The following is a 17684-nucleotide window of genomic DNA, read 5'->3' as shown; positions in this document are numbered from 1 at the left end:
ATTTACACGCCTTTACGCTATACTACCGCTGAAATAATCGGCTCAACGCTACGAGCTGAGTTCAATGTGTCTTCACACGAATGGTATCAACTCCCCTTCTGAGGATCTGGCGAGAAGCCGGATAAACTATGTTAAACAGTATTTTAGTAATACTTTGTCTTATTGCCGTCAGTGCATTTTTCTCGATATCGGAGATCTCGCTGGCTGCCTCCCGTAAAATCAAACTGAAGCTGCTTGCCGACGAGGGCAACATCAACGCATCACGCATTCTGAAAATGCAGGAAAACCCAGGCATGTTCTTTACCGTGGTGCAGATTGGCCTGAACGCGGTCGCCATTCTTGGCGGTATCGTGGGCGATGCAGCATTTTCTCCGGCGTTTTATAGCCTCTTTGTAAAGTACATGTCCGCAGAGCTGGCCGAGCAGTTGAGCTTCATCCTCTCCTTCTCGCTGGTCACCGGTTTGTTCATTCTATTCGCGGACCTGACCCCGAAACGCATCGGTATGATTGCGCCAGAAGCTGTGGCTTTGCGTATCATCAACCCGATGCGCTTCTGCCTGTATGTCTTCCGTCCGCTGGTGTGGTTCTTCAACGGCCTGGCGAACGTCATTTTCCGCATCTTCAAGCTGCCGATGGTGCGTAAAGACGACATCACCTCCGACGATATTTATGCGGTGGTGGAAGCCGGGGCGCTGGCAGGCGTGCTGCGCAAGCAGGAGCACGAGCTGATCGAGAACGTTTTCGAACTGGAATCCCGTACCGTGCCGTCCTCCATGACCGGCCGTGAGAACATCATCTGGTTCGATCTGCATGAAGACGAGCAGAGCCTGAAGACCAAAGTGGCGCAGCATCCGCACTCCAAGTTCCTGGTCTGTAACGAAGATATCGACCATATCATCGGCTATGTGGACTCCAAAGACCTGCTGAACCGCGTACTGGCAAACCAGAGCCTGGCGCTGAACAGCGGCGTGCAGATCCGCAACACCCTGATTGTGCCGGACACCCTGACGCTCTCCGAAGCGCTGGAAAGTTTCAAAACCGCCGGTGAAGACTTCGCGGTGATCATGAACGAATATGCGCTGGTGGTGGGCATTATCACCCTCAACGACGTCATGACGACGCTGATGGGCGACCTGGTCGGCCAGGGGCTGGAAGAGCAAATTGTGCAGCGTGATGAGAACTCATGGCTGATCGATGGTGGTACGCCGATTGAAGATGTCATGCGCGTGCTCGACATCGACGAGTTCCCGCAGTCCGGAAACTACGAGACCATCGGCGGCTTTATGATGTTTATGCTGCGTAAGATCCCGAAACGTACCGACTCGGTGAAATTCTCTGGCTTCAAGTTTGAAGTGGTGGATATTGATAACTACCGCATCGACCAACTGCTGGTAACGCGCATTGATAGTAAACCGACCGTGCTGGTACCGAAGCTGCCAGATGCGGAAGATAAGGTGTCGGCGTAACCCTTTGTATGTCCCACAAACATCAACGGCTCCCATCGGGAGCCGTCTTTTTAACTACTACTGCATAGCACGTTGGTTAAGCCATCTCAGTTTGCAGACGCATAACCTGACGGTTGACTTCGGACATCACAGACAAGTGCTGTTTGTCCTTCACTTTCGGGATAAGGATTTTGCCCTTATCGAACTCAAAAGCGCCAACATCCTTGATATACAACCGTCCACGGAACAGGATCTTCACGTACTTCGCCACCTGAAGCGGGTTGTAGCGTTGGAAAATTTTCATTCTTGTATCTCCTGCGAATCATACGCCCTTGCGGTGCCACAATCGGCCCGACTGTCCTGAGCGCAAATTTTGATGCCCAATGACTATAGACCAGAACCTCGTACTTACCCAGTGTGCATAAGTTTATTTACCGTTTGATTACAATTATTCAGAATAATCTTTGCAAAGCGTGATACAGAGCAGTATATGCCGTCGTTTTTGCGTGGATATGTGCGTTCGCCCGCAAACTGGCATCGGGATTGCGGGAAAAGCCCATTGATCGCACTTATGATTAAAAGCGCATGACCAAGTGGTCGGATCACCTGCTCACAATAAGGAAACACCATGACCCTACGTAACCTCCTGGCAGCAGCTTGCCTGTTGCTGCCGCTGATGGCTTCCGCACACAACATTGAAAAAGGACAACGTGTCCCGCCGGTCGGCATTGCTGACCGGGGAGAATTGATTCTCGACAATGATAAGTTTAGCTACAAAGCCTGGAATAGCGCGCAGCTTGCGGGCAAAGTGAGAGTTGTACAGCATATTGCCGGACGTACATCCGCTAAAGAGAAAAACGCCACCCTCGTGGAAGCGATCAAGGCCGCAAAACTCCCGCACGATCGCTACCAGACCACCACCATCGTGAATACCGACGACGCGATTCCCGGCTCCGGGATGTTTGTGCGCTCAAGCCTTGAGAGCAATAAGAAGCTCTATCCCTGGTCGCAGTTTATTGTCGACAGCAACGGCGTGACGCGTAAGGCGTGGCAGCTGGAAGAAGAGAGTTCAGCGATTGTTGTGCTGGACAAAAACGGTCGCGTACAGTGGGTTAAGGACGGCGCGCTGACGCAGGATGAGGTGCAGCAGGTAGTAGCCCTGCTGCATAAGCTACTGGCTCAGTAAAGTGACACCCTGAAGCCAGGGTTGAGGAATGACTCGCGCGGGGTGTAGTCCAGTGGCTTACCCTGCCAGTCATGCACATGCGCGCCTGCGGCCGCAGCCACCGCATGCCCTGCCGCCGTATCCCAGACGTTCGTCGGCCCGAAACGGGGGTACAACTGCGCCTGCCCTTCCGCCACCAGACAGAACTTCAGCGACGAGCCAATCGACGTCGTCTGGTGTTCCCCCAGCTGTTGCAGGTACTCCTCCAGCTCGCTGTCGCTGTGCGAGCGGCTGATCACCACCAGCGGAGGACGGGCATCTCGCACCTGGATCTGCTTACGCACGCCGCACTCTTCCTTCCAGGCTTTACCTTCCGCCGCGCTGTACATCACCTTCATCACCGGGGCATAAACCACGCCAAGCACCGCCTTTCCTTTTTCAATCAGGGCGATATTCACGGTAAATTCACCGTTACGCTTGATGAACTCTTTCGTGCCGTCCAGCGGGTCCACCAGCCAGTAACGCTGCCAGTGCTGACGTTCGTCCCAGCCCTGGGGCGCTTCTTCAGAAAGGACCGGAATATCCGGCGTCAGGGTCTGCAAACCTTTCAGGATCACCGTATGCGCCGCGATATCCGCCGCCGTCACCGGGGAGTCGTCTGCTTTGCTGACAACATCCATCGGTTTCGCACCGTCGTACACCTGCATAATGGCATCACCCGCATCCCGTGCGAGCTGACAAATTTGATCTAACATTCTCCACCTCTTCGTTAACGCAGTGGGCATAACTTATTGTTTTAGTTATATCGTAATGTGAACAATTCCGCTATCTGTGAAGCAATTCTGGTTTCAGCGTTCTTTTTTCTGGCAGCATTCACACTTCTGTAAGCAACAAATACTACATACATACTCTTTTGTGGCTTGGATCGAAAAAAGGACTCCTCAGATGATTAAGTTTAGCGCAACGCTCCTGGCAACGCTGATTGCGGCAAGCGTTCAGGCAGCGACGGTGGATCTCCGCATTCTGGAAACCACCGATCTGCACGGCAACATGATGGACTTCGATTACTACAAAGATACGCCTGTCGAAAAATTCGGACTGGTACGTACGGCAAGTTTGATCAACGCCGCCCGCGGTGAAGTGAAAAACAGCGTGCTGGTCGATAACGGGGACTTAATTCAGGGCAGCCCGCTCAGCGACTACATGGCGGCGAAGGGGCTGAAGAAAGGCGAGATCCATCCTGTTTATAAGGCAATGAATACGCTGGACTATGCCGTCGGCAACCTGGGCAACCACGAATTTAACTACGGCCTGAAATACCTGCACGATGCGCTGGCAGGGGCAAAATTCCCGTACGTTAATGCCAATATCATCGACGTTAAGACGAAAAAGCCGCTCTTTACCCCTTACCTGATTAAAGAGACCGAGGTTGTCGACCAGGACGGTAAAAAACAGACGCTGAAAATCGGCTATATCGGCTTTGTGCCTCCGCAGATCATGACGTGGGATAAAGCCAACCTCGACGGGAAAGTAACCGTCAACGACATTACCGAAACGGCGCGCAAATACGTGCCGGAGATGCGGGCGAAAGGCGCAGATGTGGTGGTCGTTGTGGCCCACTCTGGCCTCTCGGCCGACCCGTATCAGGCGATGGCTGAGAACTCCGTGTATTACCTCAGCCAGGTACCGGGCGTCGATGCGATCCTGTTTGGTCACGCCCACGCCGTCTTCCCGGGCAAAGATTTCGCCAGTATCAAAGGCGCGGACATCGAAAAAGGGACGCTCAACGGTGTGCCATCGGTGATGCCGGGCATGTGGGGCGACCACCTTGGCGTGGTAGATCTGGTGCTGAATAACGACAGCGGGAGCTGGAAAGTCACGCAGTCGAAAGCGGAAGCGCGTCCGATTTATGATGCCGCTGCAAAAAAATCCCTGGCCGAAGAAGATAAAAAGCTGGTCGACGTCCTGAAGCATGACCACGACGCAACGCGTGAATTTGTCAGCAAGCCGATCGGTAAATCGGCTGATAACATGTACAGCTTCCTCGCGCTGGTACAGGATGACCCGACCGTGCAGGTAGTCAACATGGCGCAGAAAGCCTATGCCGAGCACTATATTCAGGGCGATCCGGATCTGGCCAATCTGCCGGTTCTGTCTGCCGCGGCGCCATTCAAAGTGGGCGGGCGTAAGAACGATCCGGCCAGCTACGTTGAGGTGGAAAAAGGCCAGCTGACCTTCCGTAATGCCGCCGATCTCTACCTCTATCCCAACACCCTCGTGGTGGTGAAAGCCACCGGGAAAGAGGTGAAGGAGTGGCTGGAGTGCTCTGCCGGACAGTTCAACCAGATCGATCCGCACAGCAGCAAACCGCAGTCGCTGATAAACTGGGACGGTTTCCGCACCTACAACTTCGACGTGATCGACGGCGTGGAATATCAGATTGATGTAACCCAGCCCGCGAAATATGACGGCGAATGTCAGGCCATTAATCCGCAGGCAGAACGCATCAAACACCTGACCTTCAACGGCAAAGCGATTGATCCGAATGCCTCTTTCCTGGTGGTGACCAACAACTACCGCGCCTATGGCGGTAAGTTTGCCGGTACGGGTGACAGCCACATCGCCTTTGCCTCGCCGGATGAGAACCGTTCGGTGCTGGCGGCGTGGATTAGCGCGGAGTCGAAAAAAGCGGGTGAAATTCATCCGGCGGTGGATAACAACTGGCGTCTGGCGCCGATCCACAGCGACACGACGCTGGATATTCGCTTTGAGACATCACCGTCCGATAAAGCAGCCGCGTTTATCAAGGATAAGGCGCAGTATCCGATGAAACAGGTCGCGATGGATGATATTGGGTTCGCGATTTATCAGATGGATTTGAGCAGGTAGCGATGATTGTGCCGGGTGGCGCTTGCGCTTGCCCGGCCTACGGGATCGAGGATTGCGGGTAGGCCGGGTAAGGCGAAGCCGCCACCCGGCATTTCATGCCGCACGATCGTCCCGATTCGCCATCACCTTCGGCGTATTCACCTCAATCCAGTCAGCCAGCGCGGCCACCTTCTCGCTCACCTCCAGCCCCATCGGCGTCAGGCTATATTCCACGTGCGGCGGCACAACCGGATAAGAAACGCGATCGACAAACCCGTCCTGCTCCAGCGCCTGAAGCGACTGGGCCAGCATCTTCTCGCTCACACCGCCCAGCTTGCGGCGCAGATCGCTAAAACGATGCGTCCCCTGACGTAACGCCACCAGGATCAGCACGCCCCAGCGGCTGGTAACATGTTTGAGCACTTCCCGTGACGGGCACTGTTCTGCAAAGAGATTGCCATCGCGCATTTGCTCGCTGAGCGTCGGTATCGGTGTTTTCATACTTACCTTTTTGTGCGTACTTACTAAAAGTTAGTTATGGTGATAGTGTGCCACAACACCAGACAAACACGAAGGAGATTCATCATGATCGCGATTACCGGCGCAACCGGCCAGCTTGGCCAACACGTTATTGAAGAACTGCTGAAAACCGTTCCGGCCAGCCAGATCGTGGCTATTGTGCGTAGCCCGGCAAAAGCCGACGCCTTAAGCCAGCGGGGAATTGTGGTACGTCAGGCGGACTATACCGACCAGGCCGCGTTCACCACCGCCCTGAACGGCGTGGATAAGCTTCTGCTTATCTCCTCCAGCGAAGTGGGCCAGCGCGCCGTACAGCACCAGAACGTGATAAACGCCGCCAAAGCCGCCGGGGTGAAATTCATCGCCTATACCAGCCTGCTGCATGCGGACAGATCCCCGCTGGGTCTGCACGTTGAGCACGTCGAAACCGAAAATGCACTGGCGGCTTCAGGCGTGCCTTACGCCCTGCTGCGCAACGGCTGGTACACCGAAAACTACCTGGCAAGCGCGCCGCCAGCGCTGGAACACGGCGTATTTATAGGTGCCGCAGGCGAAGGCAAAATTGCCTCTGCGACCCGTGCGGATTACGCGGCGGCTGCGGCAAAAGTGATTTCTGAAGAGGGTCACGCCGGCAAGGTGTATGAACTGGCAGGTGACAATGCCTGGACGCTGAGCGAACTGGCTGCGGAGCTGAGCAAGCAGAGCGGTAAGCCGGTAACGTATCAGAACCTCAGCGAAGCCGATTATGCCGCTGCACTGAAAGGCGTTGGTCTGCCTGCCGGGCTGGCGGAGATGCTGGCGGATTCCGATACCGGTGCGTCCAAAGGCGGCCTGTTTGACGACAGCCGTACCCTGAGCAAACTGATTGGCCGTCCGACCACGCCGCTGGCGGAGAGCATCAAAGCCATTCTGTAATTGTTAAGAATTGGTTATTTTTTGTGGCATCCCTTCGGGTCATCTCGGATAATGAAGCGATGACCCACAAGGAGGCTCACCGTGCAAGGCGTACCGGAACAGTTTACTGATGAGAGAGACAGCGCGCGCTTTCGCCATCTGGCGCAGTTGCCGGGTCTGGAGCTATATCACGCGCATATTGCTGACTACGCCTTTGAGCCTCACACGCATGAAGCCTTCGGTATCGGCACCATTGAAACCGGCGCCGAACGCTTCCGTTACCGCGGAACCCAACACTTAGCCGCTGAAAAATCGGTCGTGACCATGAACCCGGACGAGATCCACACGGGCGAATCCGCCACCGAAGGCGGCTGGCGCTACCGGATGGTCTATATCGAACCCGACCTGCTGGAAGAAGTCACCGGCCTGCGCCACTGGTGGTTTAGCGACGTGACCCGCCACGACCCGCTGCGCTCGCAGCAAATTGGCCAGCTGATTTACGGCCTTTGGCATACGAACGATGCGCTGGCACAAAAAGGGTTGCTGCTGGATCTGATTGAGACGTTCCAGCCGCTGGCCCGTCACGCGCCGGTAGCCCGGGAGGGCGCGCACCGCTTCGAGCGCGTTCGCGACTATCTGCACGACAACTATATGCGCGCGCTCACCCTGGACGAACTGGCGAGCGTCGTGTCGCTCAGCCCGTACCATTTCCAGCGCCAGTTTAAGGCCCATTTTCACGTCACCCCACACCAGATGCTGATGGCCATCCGGCTGTGGCGCGCCAAAGCATTCCTCACCCACGGCATGCCTGCCGCCGAGGTGGCCGCCGCAACGGGGCTGACCGATCAGTCTCACCTGACCCGCGCCTTTACCCGCCGCTACGGCATTACGCCCGTGCGTTACCAGAAGCAGGTTTCGCCGCGCTAATGCGCAACCTCATACAATACGCGTGCATCTGTGCCTCCTACACTGGCTACAACATGTATTACTGTGGACGAAAAGATGATTAGTGGCGTGTTGTATGCCCTGCTTGCAGGGTTGATGTGGGGGCTGATTTTCGTCGGCCCGCTGATTGTGCCTGAGTACCCGGCAATATTGCAGTCGACCGGACGCTATCTGGCGCTGGGGCTTATTGCCGTGCCGCTGGCATGGCTGGGGCGTGCGCGTCTGCGCCAGCTGAGTTGCCAGGACTGGCTCACCGCGCTGTGGCTGACCATGATGGGTAATCTTATCTACTACGTCTGCCTGGCGAGCGCCATTCAGCGTACCGGTGCGCCGGTGTCGACCATGATTATCGGCACGCTGCCGGTGGTCATTCCGGTTTTCGCAAACCTGCTTTATAGCCAGCGAGACGGCAAACTGGCGTGGTCAAAAATGGTGCCTGCGCTGGTATGCATCGCCGTGGGGCTGGTGTGCGTGAATATTGCCGAGCTACGCCACGGCCTCGAAAACTTCAGCTTGTGGCGTTACGGTTCTGGGATCTTTCTGGCGGTTATTTCAGTTGTCTGCTGGGCCTGGTATGCCCTGCGCAACGCACGCTGGCTGCGGGAAAACCCGGATAAACATCCGATGATGTGGGCGACGGCGCAGGCGCTGGTCACGCTTCCTGTCTCGTTGCTGGGCTATGTGGGTGCATGTATCTGGCTGGGTAGCCAGCATCCGGATTTCGCCCTGCCCTTCGGACCGCGCCCGTGGGTATTCGTCGGGTTAATGGTCGCCATTGCCGTGCTCTGTTCGTGGGTTGGCGCGCTGTGCTGGAACATTGCCAGCCAGAAGCTGCCGACGGTGATACTGGGGCCGCTGATTGTCTTTGAAACGCTGGCCGGGCTGCTCTATACCTTCCTGATGCGCCAGAGCGTGCCGCCGCTGCTAACGGCCTGCGGGATCGCGCTGCTGGTCGTTGGGGTGGTGATTGCGGTGAGAGCGAAGCCGGAAAAACCGATGGTCGTTCCGGCGTCGGAGGGGTGAGCTTTTCGACCAGCGGCGCTTAGCTTGCAGGGCCTACAAAACCGTAGGCCGGGTAAGCGTCAGCGCCACCCGGCACAGTATCAGAACGTTTCCCAGTTCGCTTCAGACGCCGCTACGGGCTGCGCTTTAGGTACATAGGTCTTTACTGGCGCGGCTTTCACCGCCTGGTTACGGGTGATCTTAAACACCGCCACCGCGTCGTTCAGGCGCGCGGCCTGATCTTCCAGCGCCGCCGCCGCCGCCGCAGACTCCTCCACCAGCGAGGCGTTCTGCTGGGTAACGCGATCCATCTCCGCCACCGCCTGGCCCACCTGGTCGATACCGCGGCTCTGTTCGTCGGAGGCCGACGCAATCTCACCCATGATGTCAGTCACGCGCGTAACTGCATTGACGATCTCTGCCATCGTCGCGCCCGCTTCATTTACCAGCTGAGAGCCCGCGTTAACGCGCTCGCCGGAATCATCGATCAGGGCTTTGATCTCTTTCGCCGCCTGAGCGCTGCGCTGGGCAAGGGTACGCACCTCACCCGCGACAACCGCGAAGCCACGCCCCTGCTCGCCCGCACGCGCCGCTTCTACCGCCGCGTTCAGCGCCAGAATATTGGTCTGGAAGGCAATGCCATCGATTACGTTGGTAATTTGCGCAATTTTGCTGGAACTGGTGGCGATTTCGTCCATGGTGCGCACCACGCCTTCTACCACATTTCCGCCCTTCTTCGCGGTGGAGGAGGCGTCCAGCGCCAGACGAGAAGCCTGACGCGCGTTATCGGCGTTTTGCTTCACGGTGGCGGTTAACTGTTCCATGCTGGCTGCCGTCTCTTCCAGAGAAGCGGCCTGCTGCTCGGTGCGAGACGAGAGATCGTTGCTGCCCGCCGAGATTTCACCCGCGCCGGTGTAGATGGTATCTGCGCCTTCACGCACTACGCCCACCGTGTTGGCCAGCGCAGTCTGCATCTCCTGAACGTTGCGCGCCAGGATCGCCATTTCATTTTTACCCTCAGCCTGAATCGGCTGGGTTAAATCCCCTGCCGCAATGGCGCGGATATGGCTGATCACCTCTTCCAGCGGCAGCAGCAGCACGCGGCGCATCGCAATCCAGCTGGACATAATCACCGCGATCACCAGCAGCATCACCGCAGAGAGGATCCACAGAATGCGTTTGTAGTCGCTTTCATTGTCTTTGATGCCTTTGTCGGTGAGCGCGGCCTGCGCCTCGCGCCATTCGCGATAGACCTTTTGCATCGCGGTCTGCTTCTGTTCGGCATTTTGTTTGAACATATCTTCCAGATTGCCCTGCCCCAGCAGAACGTTCATTTGCGTCAGCGTGGCGGAGTAGATGCGGTAGTGCTCTTCCAGCCTGTCGGCCAGGTGCTCGTCCATACCCGGCGTTTCCGGCAGCGCGTAATATTTATCGTAATGTGTCTGGGCATCTGCCAGCAGGTTTTTCGCGGTATTGACCAGCTCGTTCAGCTGCCCGCCGTTAATCTGCGACGCCATGCTGCTTTGCAGGCGCAGCATGCCGCGGTTAAGGGTGACACGCGCCTGATTCAGGCTGATCCAGGCGTCGGTAAACTCCGCGACGTTCTGGCTGGAAAGCTGAGAAACGGTGAAGTTCTCTTTGTCGTTATTGAGCGCATTAATGAAAATGCCGGCGGAGATCAGTTGCATGATGCCGAGCACAAGCAGCACCGAAATCAAAAGAGTAATGACTTTTATACGTTTAAACATGCGTTGCCTTTTTTATATACAGGTATTGTCTGACCTGTATCTATCGGCACGCGCGGCAGGTTGTTTACTGTTTCTCCACCTTTAAAAACTTTCGAAAGCCCTTTTCTGCATTCAATCAGCAAGTTAAAAGCACGCTTTTTTTTGTGATCCCCTTCTCATTTTTACCCTTGCCTCTAAAGGGTTATAGTATCCACATAAAGATGCATTTAAAATGCATCTTATATTCCTGATGATGAGGTAACTGCTATGGCCTTCCGCGACCAACCCTTAGGCGAGCTGGCGCTCTCCATCCCTCGCGCTTCAGCGCTGTTCCGTAAATACGATATGGATTACTGCTGCGGCGGTAAGCAAACGCTGGCGCGCGCAGCGTCGCGTAAAGAGCTGGATGTAGAAGCTATCGAAGCGGAGCTGGCTAAGCTGGCAGAACAGCCTGTCGACAAAGACTGGCGCACCGCGCCGCTGGCTGAAATCATCGACCATATCATTGTGCGTTACCACGACCGTCACCGCGAACAGCTGCCGGAGCTGATTTTACAGGCCACCAAAGTTGAGCGCGTTCACGCCGATAAACCTTCCGTACCGCGCGGCCTGGCAAAATACCTGACCATGCTGCACGAAGAACTATCCAGCCACATGATGAAAGAGGAGCAGATCCTCTTCCCGATGATCAAACAGGGCATGGGCAGCCAGGCAATGGGGCCCATCAGCGTGATGGAAAGCGAACATGATGACGCCGGCGAACTGCTGGAAGTGATCAAACACACCACCCACAATGTCACACCGCCGCCAGAGGCGTGCACCACCTGGAAAGCGATGTACAACGGCATCAACGAGATGATCGACGATCTGATGGAACACATCAGTCTTGAGAATAATGTTCTGTTCCCGCGTGCATTATCGGGTAAATAAAAAAGCCCGGTGGCGCTAGCGCTTACCGGGCCTACAACGTCCTCGAACGTAGGCCGGGTAAGCGTCAGCGCCACCCGGCAACATGCTTAACGCATGCCAGCCATCCGTTTCTTACCGATAAACAGCCAGCCCAGCCCCAGCGCAATAAACCACAGCGGCGTGACGATGAGCGCCTGACGGGTATCTTCTTCCAGCGTCAGTAGCACCAGCACGAAGACGAAGAACGCCATGCACACCCAGCACATCAGCTTGCCCAGTGGCATCTTGTAGATCGACTTCTCATGCAGATGTGGACGCTGTTTGCGGTACACCAGGTATGAGCAGAGGATGATGGTCCAGACGAACATAAACAGGATCGCCGACACCGTGGTGATCATCGTGAACGCGCCGATTACGCTCGGGTTAACGTAGAGCATCACCACACCGCCCAGCAGACAGATGCAGGAGAAGGTCAGCCCTTTCGCCGGTACCGCACGTTTAGACAGTTTGGCGAACGCGCTCGGGGCAACGCCCTCCTGCGCCAGACCAAACAGCATACGGCTGGTGGAGAAGACGCCGCTGTTCGCGGAAGAGGCTGCAGAGGTCAGCACCACGAAGTTAATCAGGCTCGCGGCAGCAGGCAGCCCCACCAACACGAACAGCTCGACGAACGGGCTCTTGGTTGGCACTACTGAGCTCCATGGCGTCACGGACATAATGATGATCAGCGCGAACACGTAGAACATGATGATACGCAGCGGAATGGAGTTGATCGCGCGCGGCAGGGATTTCTCCGGATCTTTAGTTTCCGCCGCCGTGGTTCCCACCAGCTCAATCCCGACAAACGCGAACACCGCAATCTGGAAACCGGCGAAGAAGCCGCTGATGCCTTTCGGGAACCAGCCGCCATCATTCCACAGATGGGCAAACGAGGCCTGAACGCCAGTTGGCGACTGGAAGTGCGTCAGCACCATTACCAGCCCGACGACAATCAGCGCGATGATGGCGACGATTTTGATCATCGCGAACCAGAACTCCATCTCACCGAACATTTTAACGGTCGCGAGGTTGAGGCTCAGCAGCAGGACAATCACCGCCAGCGAGGCCACCCAGTCCGACAGGCCGGGGAACCAGAATTGGGCGTAGGCCGTAATAGCGACAACATCCGCCATGCCGGTAACCACCCAGCAGAACCAGTAGGTCCAGCCGGTAAAATAGCCCGCCCACGGGCCAAGCAGGTCTGACGCGAAGTCGCTGAAGGATTTGTATTCGAGGTTCGAGAGCAGCAATTCACCCATTGCACGCATCACGAAAAAGAGCATAAAACCGATGATCATATAAACGAAGATGATCGACGGGCCTGCAAGACTGATGGTTTTGCCCGAGCCCATAAACAGCCCTGTGCCGATGGCGCCGCCAATGGCAATGAGCTGAATGTGACGGTTCGTGAGATTTCGCCGTAGCGACTGTTCAGACGTCGCCTCTTCTGCGGCGGCGACTTTGACCTGATCTACCATGTGATATTTTCCTGTTTATGCCTGTCTGTGTTGTTAAGGCTCTTCTGGCCTTTAAATACGCCAAAAAAATGACGTTCCCTTTGTAAGGGCTTATCGATAGTAGGTAAGAATCGGCGGGATGAATACTATGATTTGAATATTATGTTAATAATATGTTGAAAGTGAGTGTCATATCACTCATACAGCGCGAAACAGCTCACAAAAATACACGTAACAGTTTCGTTTGCAATACAAAATGTTGATTCCGTCGTAACTCCAGGTTTTATCGCTATTTTCCTCTCCCCGATCGGAGAGAGGAAAATAAGAAAAACCGATTACAGGATTTCCAGCAGTTCGACTTCAAACACCAGGGTGCTGAATGGCGGAATGGACGCGCCAGCGCCACGCTCGCCGTATGCCAGGTTGTGCGGGATAGTGAGTTCCCATTTTGAACCTACTGGCATCAGGGTCAGGGCTTCGATCCAGCCTGCAATCACGCCGTTGACCGGGAATTCAGCCGGTTCGCCACGCGCGACGGAGCTGTCGAACACGGTGCCGTCGATCAGCTTACCGGTGTAGTGTACGCGAACGTGGTCGGTACGCGCCGGGATTGCGCCATCACCCTGATTGATTACGCGGAACTGCAAGCCGGACTCGGTGCTGTTCACGCCTTCACGCTCACGGTTCTCTTCCAGATATTTCACGCCTTCTGCCGCCATCTCTTCGAAACGCGCGCGACGTACGGTGTCAGCACGTTCGTGGATTTCACGCAGCGCACGGTGCACAACGTCAACCGGCACTGCGGGCTGCTTGCCTTCCAGCGCGTCAGCGATACCCGCCACCAGCGCTTCCGGTAACAGACCTTCCAGGCCGGATTCGCTCAGCTGCTGTCCTACCTGCAAGCCGATGCCGTAGCTTGCCTGCGCTTCGATAGTGTCAAAAGTCGGGGTGGTCATGGGTTTTCCTTCCATCACATTTAAAGTAGCGGGCAGCATATCAGCCATGCCCTTATGGGTAAAACTTTGTCTTAAGTAAAGGTGACAAACTGCGACGAAACGGAAACAATAGTAGCCGTCAGGATTTTCCCTAATATATGTCACGAAAGCTGGCTTTGTTACGCCCATCAGGCAGTTAGCAAACTACACTTCTCAGGACAGGATAAAAAGACGCGGAGCAGGAGGAGAGCCATGCCCGGGCGATTTGAACTGAAACCTACCCTGGCGAAAATCTGGCATGCGCCGGATAACTTTCGCATCATGGACCCGCTGCCGCCTTTGCACCGCAGAGGCATTATCATCGGCGCGTTGCTGATGGTCATCGGTTTCCTGCTTCCTTCCGGCAGTGACAACGTTGATACCGGGCCGGTAAGCCGCAATGCTGAGCTGGATATCCAGTCGCAAAGCCAGCCGCAGCCTGATTCACAGCCGATGCAGACGCAACTGGTCACACCGTCTAACGATCCGGGCCAGGTTGCGCCGGTTGAACCTGAACCTGTTCAGGAAGATCAGGAGCAGGCCGCCGCCCCTTCAGAGCCACAGGCGCAACAGCCCACCGGCATTGAGCAGCAGTGGCGTTCGTATCGCGTAGAGCCAGGGAAAACCCTTGCTCAGCTGTTCCGCGACCACAATCTGCCGGCAACGGATGTGTATGCCATGGCGCAAGTCGAGGGGGCTGGCAAGCCGCTCAGCAACCTGCAAAATGGTCAGATGGTGCAGATCCGCCAGAATGCCAGTGGGGTGGTGACCGGGTTAACGATCGATACCGGAAACGGGCAGCAGGTACTGTTTACCCGCCAGCCGGACGGCAGTTTTATCAGAGCACGTTAATAGCCCAGGCCGGGTAAGGCGAAGCCGCCCCCCGGCACTTTTGTTCTCAGGCACGACGTTTATTCACCCACCAGATCCCCGAGCAGACCAGCACCAGCGCAATCGCGTATTTGATGTCCAGAATGTCTTCGCCGAGGAATATGGCGGAGAGCACTGTTCCTGCTACAGGTATGACAAAGTTGAACGGGGCAATCATACTCACGCGGTTCACTTTCAGCAGCGCGCTCCACAGGGCGAACGCCACGGATGAGAGCAGCGTCAGATACCCCAGCACGGCGACGGCCTTCATGCTGTGCACCTCCAGCGCCCCGCCCGTGGCATAGCCTCCCGCAACCAGTGCCGCCCCGCCTATCGCCAGCTGCCATCCCGTCATCACCGTCGGGTCAACGGTCTGGGAAATGCGTTTCCCGTAAAGCGTGGCCGCAGAGAGAATAAAGGCCGCCAGCACCACAAATCCGTCACCTTGCCAGACAAACTGGAAATCACTTAACCCGCCGTGGAAGTTCACCAGCATCACGCCGGTAAAGCCCAGAACACAGCCCAGCGTTTTGTTATAGCTGAGTTTGTCGTTGTGGTAGATAAAGTGCGCCAGCAGCACGCTGAAGAAGGTCCCGGTGGCATTCATGATCGAACCGTTCACCCCGGTGGTGTAAGCAAGGCCGATATAAAAGAAGGTGTACTGGATGGTGGTCTGGGTCAGCCCGAGGATCGTGAGCTGACCAAACTGCGTGGGTGTGAGCCTGCCAATCGGTTTACGTTGGGCCAGGGCAAAGAGCAGCAGCAACGCACCGGCAAACAGAAAACGGTATCCAGCAAAGACGACTTTGGACGGAATATCATCGGTCGCGATCTGGAAGAGTTCGTAGCCGCTTTTAATGGCCGGGTATGAGCTTCCCCAAAGCAGACAGCAGAGCGTGGCGCAGGCATAGGCCACATTTCGACGGGCAAAGACGGGCGTGGGCAGAGCGGTATCCATGACAAATCTCATAAATAAAATTGCGTTTCAATTTATTATCAGAGAATGCATCAGGAATAGCGACCTTACAATCGCAAAACATGACGTAGGGTCACGCTAAAAAGCAAAACGCCGGCACAAGGCCGGCGCTTCGACGTGAGCAGAGTAAAAAATTACTCAGCTACTACGTTAACAACCAGTTTAGCGAACACTTCGCTGTGAACCTGGAAGTCAACTTCGTGCTCACCAGTGGTACGCAGAACGCCGTTCGGCATGCGAACTTCGCTCTTAGCCACTTTAACGCCTGCTGCAGTGACTGCATCAGCGATATCGCGGGTACCGATGGAACCGAACAGTTTACCTTCATCGCCAGCTTTAGACGCGATGGTAACGGTGCCCAGTGCGTTGATTGCTTCAGCGCGAGCGTTAGCAGCCGCCAGAACGTCAGCCAGTTTGGCTTCCAGTTCAGCACGACGTGCTTCGAAAAACTCTACGTTTTTCTTAGTAGCTGGAACAGCTTTACCCTGTGGTACCAGGAAGTTACGAGCGTAACCCGCTTTAACGTTTACCTGATCACCCAGGCTGCCCAGGTTTGCTACTTTATCAAGCAGAATAACTTGCATTACCTTATCCTCTTAAAGTCGTATTAATGGACCGTGCCCGATTACTGATGACGATCAGTGTACGGCAGCAGAGACAGGTAGCGAGCGCGTTTGATAGCGCGAGCCAGCTGACGCTGATATTTTGCACGAGTACCGGTGATACGGCTTGGGACAATCTTACCGCTTTCGGTGATGTAGTTTTTCAGCGTTGCGATATCTTTATAGTCGATCTCTTGAACGCCTTCCGCGGTGAAACGGCAGAACTTGCGACGACGGAAATAACGTGCCATTTGGCTAGTCTCCAGTATCTATCAAATCAATCTGCTCGGCATGCAGAACCATTTTGCTCAGGCCGTTCTTTGCCTTGTGGCAAGAGATGAACCCCTGAACGATTACTGCACTACCGACCGTTAAACTGTGAGTAATGGCCTGGTTTTCGTGTCCGCTAATGATAACGGGCATTTGGCACCACGCCTGCCGGTGAAACCCGGCTTCCTCTTGCACAGAACGATGCTCAAGCACGAACTGGCAATGCGGAATTCCTGATGGGCTGACCTTTCGAAGGGGGGTCCTGCACACGGTGCCGGACAACACCAGACGGTTGGTCATCAGAAATTACTCTTCAGAATCCCCAGCATCAGAATCATCTGCGGTTTCGTTTGCGAAATCATCGCGACGCTCACGGCGCTCGTCTTTCGCTTTAACCATCGGAGATGCTTCGGTCACTGCGTGTTTGGTACGCATAACCATGCTGCGGATAACGGCATCGTTGAAGCGGAAGGTAGTTTCCAGCTCATCAATCACTTCCTGCGGCGCTTCAACGTTCATCAGAACGTAGTGAGCTTTGTGCAGTTTGTTGATTGGGTAAGCCAGCTGACGGCGGCCCCAGTCTTCCAGACGGTGGATCGTGCCTTCTGCACCAGTGATGGCAGCAGAGTAACGCTCGATCATACCCGGAACCTGTTCGCTCTGGTCAGGATGGACCATAAAAACGATTTCGTAATGACGCATCGAATTGCTCCTTACGGATTATTCAGCCTCCTGTCTGGGTCAGCCGAGGCCCGGGGAGGCAAGGAACGTGTTAAAGGTCGGCTGAAAAATTGACGCGTCATAATACTTGCGCGCCCCGCTAAACACAAGGTGATTGCACAAATAATTCGCACAAAGGGTAAAGCTGTTCTAAGTGGGTGATTTAAAATCTCACTTATCAGAAACGCTGTTTTTTTGAACAACACCATCAGAAATGGTCACCCATCGCAACCCGAGTAGCGATTACACTTTAATCAGAAGCCTTAAGCAGAGAAGGAGAGCATTACCCCATATCACAGCAC

Annotated in this window: 19 protein-coding genes; 8 read left to right on the top strand and 11 right to left on the bottom strand. The window is 55.4% G+C overall.

What is annotated here, in order from left to right:
- Positions 1 to 128 precede the first annotated feature (128 nt).
- On the top strand, positions 129 to 1466 hold the full coding sequence (locus tag ACOT0L_RS14305; protein ID WP_022646849.1) for a hemolysin family protein: 1338 nt from the start codon (positions 129 to 131) through the stop codon (positions 1464 to 1466).
- A gap of 76 nt (positions 1467 to 1542) precedes the next feature.
- On the opposite strand, the gene ACOT0L_RS14300 is transcribed toward ACOT0L_RS14305, so the two are convergent.
- Positions 1543 to 1749, bottom strand: coding sequence for a DUF1107 domain-containing protein (locus ACOT0L_RS14300; RefSeq protein ID WP_003856054.1), 207 nt, complete (start codon positions 1747 to 1749; stop codon positions 1543 to 1545).
- A 324-nt stretch (positions 1750 to 2073) separates the two neighbouring features.
- On the opposite strand from ACOT0L_RS14300, the gene ACOT0L_RS14295 reads away from it, so the two are divergent.
- A complete protein-coding gene (locus tag ACOT0L_RS14295; RefSeq protein WP_045620972.1) occupies positions 2074 to 2631 on the top strand; it encodes a YtfJ family protein in 558 nt (185 codons plus the stop codon).
- Here ACOT0L_RS14295 and cysQ read toward each other — a convergent pair.
- On the bottom strand, positions 2625 to 3365 hold the full coding sequence (gene cysQ / locus ACOT0L_RS14290; RefSeq protein WP_022646848.1) for a 3'(2'),5'-bisphosphate nucleotidase CysQ: 741 nt from the start codon (positions 3363 to 3365) through the stop codon (positions 2625 to 2627). The genes ACOT0L_RS14295 and cysQ overlap by 7 nt on opposite strands.
- A 190-nt stretch (positions 3366 to 3555) precedes the next feature.
- On the opposite strand from cysQ, the gene ACOT0L_RS14285 reads away from it, so the two are divergent.
- Positions 3556 to 5499 (top strand): bifunctional 2',3'-cyclic-nucleotide 2'-phosphodiesterase/3'-nucleotidase, encoded by a 1944-nt coding sequence (locus tag ACOT0L_RS14285; protein WP_126503214.1) that lies wholly within the window; start codon positions 3556 to 3558, stop codon positions 5497 to 5499.
- A gap of 93 nt (positions 5500 to 5592) precedes the next feature.
- Here the strand turns inward: ACOT0L_RS14285 and ACOT0L_RS14280 are convergent, their stop codons facing one another.
- Positions 5593 to 5979 (bottom strand): winged helix-turn-helix transcriptional regulator, encoded by a 387-nt coding sequence (locus ACOT0L_RS14280; protein WP_022646846.1) that lies wholly within the window; start codon positions 5977 to 5979, stop codon positions 5593 to 5595.
- An 84-nt stretch (positions 5980 to 6063) separates the two neighbouring features.
- Between ACOT0L_RS14280 and ACOT0L_RS14275 the strand changes: the two genes are divergently transcribed.
- The 3 genes from ACOT0L_RS14275 to ACOT0L_RS14265 all read left to right on the top strand — a co-directional run bounded on the left by ACOT0L_RS14275 (position 6064) and on the right by ACOT0L_RS14265 (position 8859).
- Positions 6064 to 6912, top strand: a complete 849-nt coding sequence (locus tag ACOT0L_RS14275; protein ID WP_126503216.1) for an SDR family oxidoreductase — start codon at positions 6064 to 6066, stop codon at positions 6910 to 6912.
- 81 nt (positions 6913 to 6993) lie between these two features.
- Positions 6994 to 7818: an AraC family transcriptional regulator gene (locus ACOT0L_RS14270; protein ID WP_023299151.1), complete on the top strand. Its 825-nt coding sequence runs from the start codon at positions 6994 to 6996 to the stop codon at positions 7816 to 7818.
- 75 nt (positions 7819 to 7893) lie between these two features.
- Entirely contained in the window at positions 7894 to 8859 is a 966-nt protein-coding gene (locus ACOT0L_RS14265) for a DMT family transporter (RefSeq protein ID WP_032625208.1), read from the top strand.
- Positions 8860 to 8939: 80 nt separating this feature from the next.
- Here the strand turns inward: ACOT0L_RS14265 and ACOT0L_RS14260 are convergent, their stop codons facing one another.
- Entirely contained in the window at positions 8940 to 10586 is a 1647-nt protein-coding gene (locus ACOT0L_RS14260) for a methyl-accepting chemotaxis protein (RefSeq protein ID WP_126503218.1), read from the bottom strand.
- A 246-nt stretch (positions 10587 to 10832) separates the two neighbouring features.
- Between ACOT0L_RS14260 and ytfE the strand changes: the two genes are divergently transcribed.
- Positions 10833 to 11495, top strand: coding sequence for an iron-sulfur cluster repair protein YtfE (gene ytfE, locus ACOT0L_RS14255; protein WP_023299148.1), 663 nt, complete (start codon positions 10833 to 10835; stop codon positions 11493 to 11495).
- An 86-nt stretch (positions 11496 to 11581) separates the two neighbouring features.
- On the opposite strand, the gene cycA is transcribed toward ytfE, so the two are convergent.
- Together cycA and fklB are read right to left on the bottom strand one after the other, a co-directional pair.
- The gene (gene cycA, locus ACOT0L_RS14250; RefSeq protein WP_022646840.1) at positions 11582 to 12991 is read right to left on the bottom strand and encodes a D-serine/D-alanine/glycine transporter; all 1410 of its coding nucleotides are present in this window, start codon (positions 12989 to 12991) and stop codon (positions 11582 to 11584) included.
- A 314-nt stretch (positions 12992 to 13305) separates the two neighbouring features.
- The gene (gene fklB, locus ACOT0L_RS14245) at positions 13306 to 13926 is read right to left on the bottom strand and encodes an FKBP-type peptidyl-prolyl cis-trans isomerase (RefSeq protein ID WP_022646839.1); all 621 of its coding nucleotides are present in this window, start codon (positions 13924 to 13926) and stop codon (positions 13306 to 13308) included.
- Positions 13927 to 14157: 231 nt separating this feature from the next.
- On the opposite strand from fklB, the gene ACOT0L_RS14240 reads away from it, so the two are divergent.
- Positions 14158 to 14796 carry an OapA family protein gene (locus tag ACOT0L_RS14240; protein ID WP_032625204.1) on the top strand — a complete coding sequence of 213 codons (639 nt, stop codon included), beginning with the start codon at positions 14158 to 14160 and terminating at the stop codon, positions 14794 to 14796.
- 46 nt (positions 14797 to 14842) lie between these two features.
- Here ACOT0L_RS14240 and ACOT0L_RS14235 read toward each other — a convergent pair whose 3' ends face one another.
- The 5 genes from ACOT0L_RS14235 to rpsF form a co-directional block, all read right to left on the bottom strand.
- The gene (locus tag ACOT0L_RS14235) at positions 14843 to 15772 is read right to left on the bottom strand and encodes a DMT family transporter (RefSeq protein ID WP_023299146.1); all 930 of its coding nucleotides are present in this window, start codon (positions 15770 to 15772) and stop codon (positions 14843 to 14845) included.
- Positions 15773 to 15924: 152 nt separating this feature from the next.
- On the bottom strand, positions 15925 to 16374 hold the full coding sequence (rplI, locus tag ACOT0L_RS14230; RefSeq protein WP_006810372.1) for a 50S ribosomal protein L9: 450 nt from the start codon (positions 16372 to 16374) through the stop codon (positions 15925 to 15927).
- Between the two features lie 41 nt (positions 16375 to 16415).
- Positions 16416 to 16643: a 30S ribosomal protein S18 gene (gene rpsR / locus ACOT0L_RS14225; RefSeq protein WP_000135199.1), complete on the bottom strand. Its 228-nt coding sequence runs from the start codon at positions 16641 to 16643 to the stop codon at positions 16416 to 16418.
- Between the two features lie 4 nt (positions 16644 to 16647).
- Positions 16648 to 16962: a primosomal replication protein N gene (priB, locus tag ACOT0L_RS14220; RefSeq protein WP_022646836.1), complete on the bottom strand. Its 315-nt coding sequence runs from the start codon at positions 16960 to 16962 to the stop codon at positions 16648 to 16650.
- A gap of 6 nt (positions 16963 to 16968) precedes the next feature.
- The gene (gene rpsF, locus ACOT0L_RS14215) at positions 16969 to 17364 is read right to left on the bottom strand and encodes a 30S ribosomal protein S6 (RefSeq protein ID WP_003856034.1); all 396 of its coding nucleotides are present in this window, start codon (positions 17362 to 17364) and stop codon (positions 16969 to 16971) included.
- Between the last annotated feature and the right edge of the window lie 320 nt (positions 17365 to 17684).

This window comes from Enterobacter cloacae complex sp. XAL002, assembly GCF_049236805.1.
GTDB classification, from domain to species: domain Bacteria; phylum Pseudomonadota; class Gammaproteobacteria; order Enterobacterales; family Enterobacteriaceae; genus Enterobacter; species Enterobacter intestinihominis.
The sequence above is the reverse complement of the archived record's forward strand: the minus strand, read 5'-3'. Positions and strand labels throughout refer to the sequence as shown.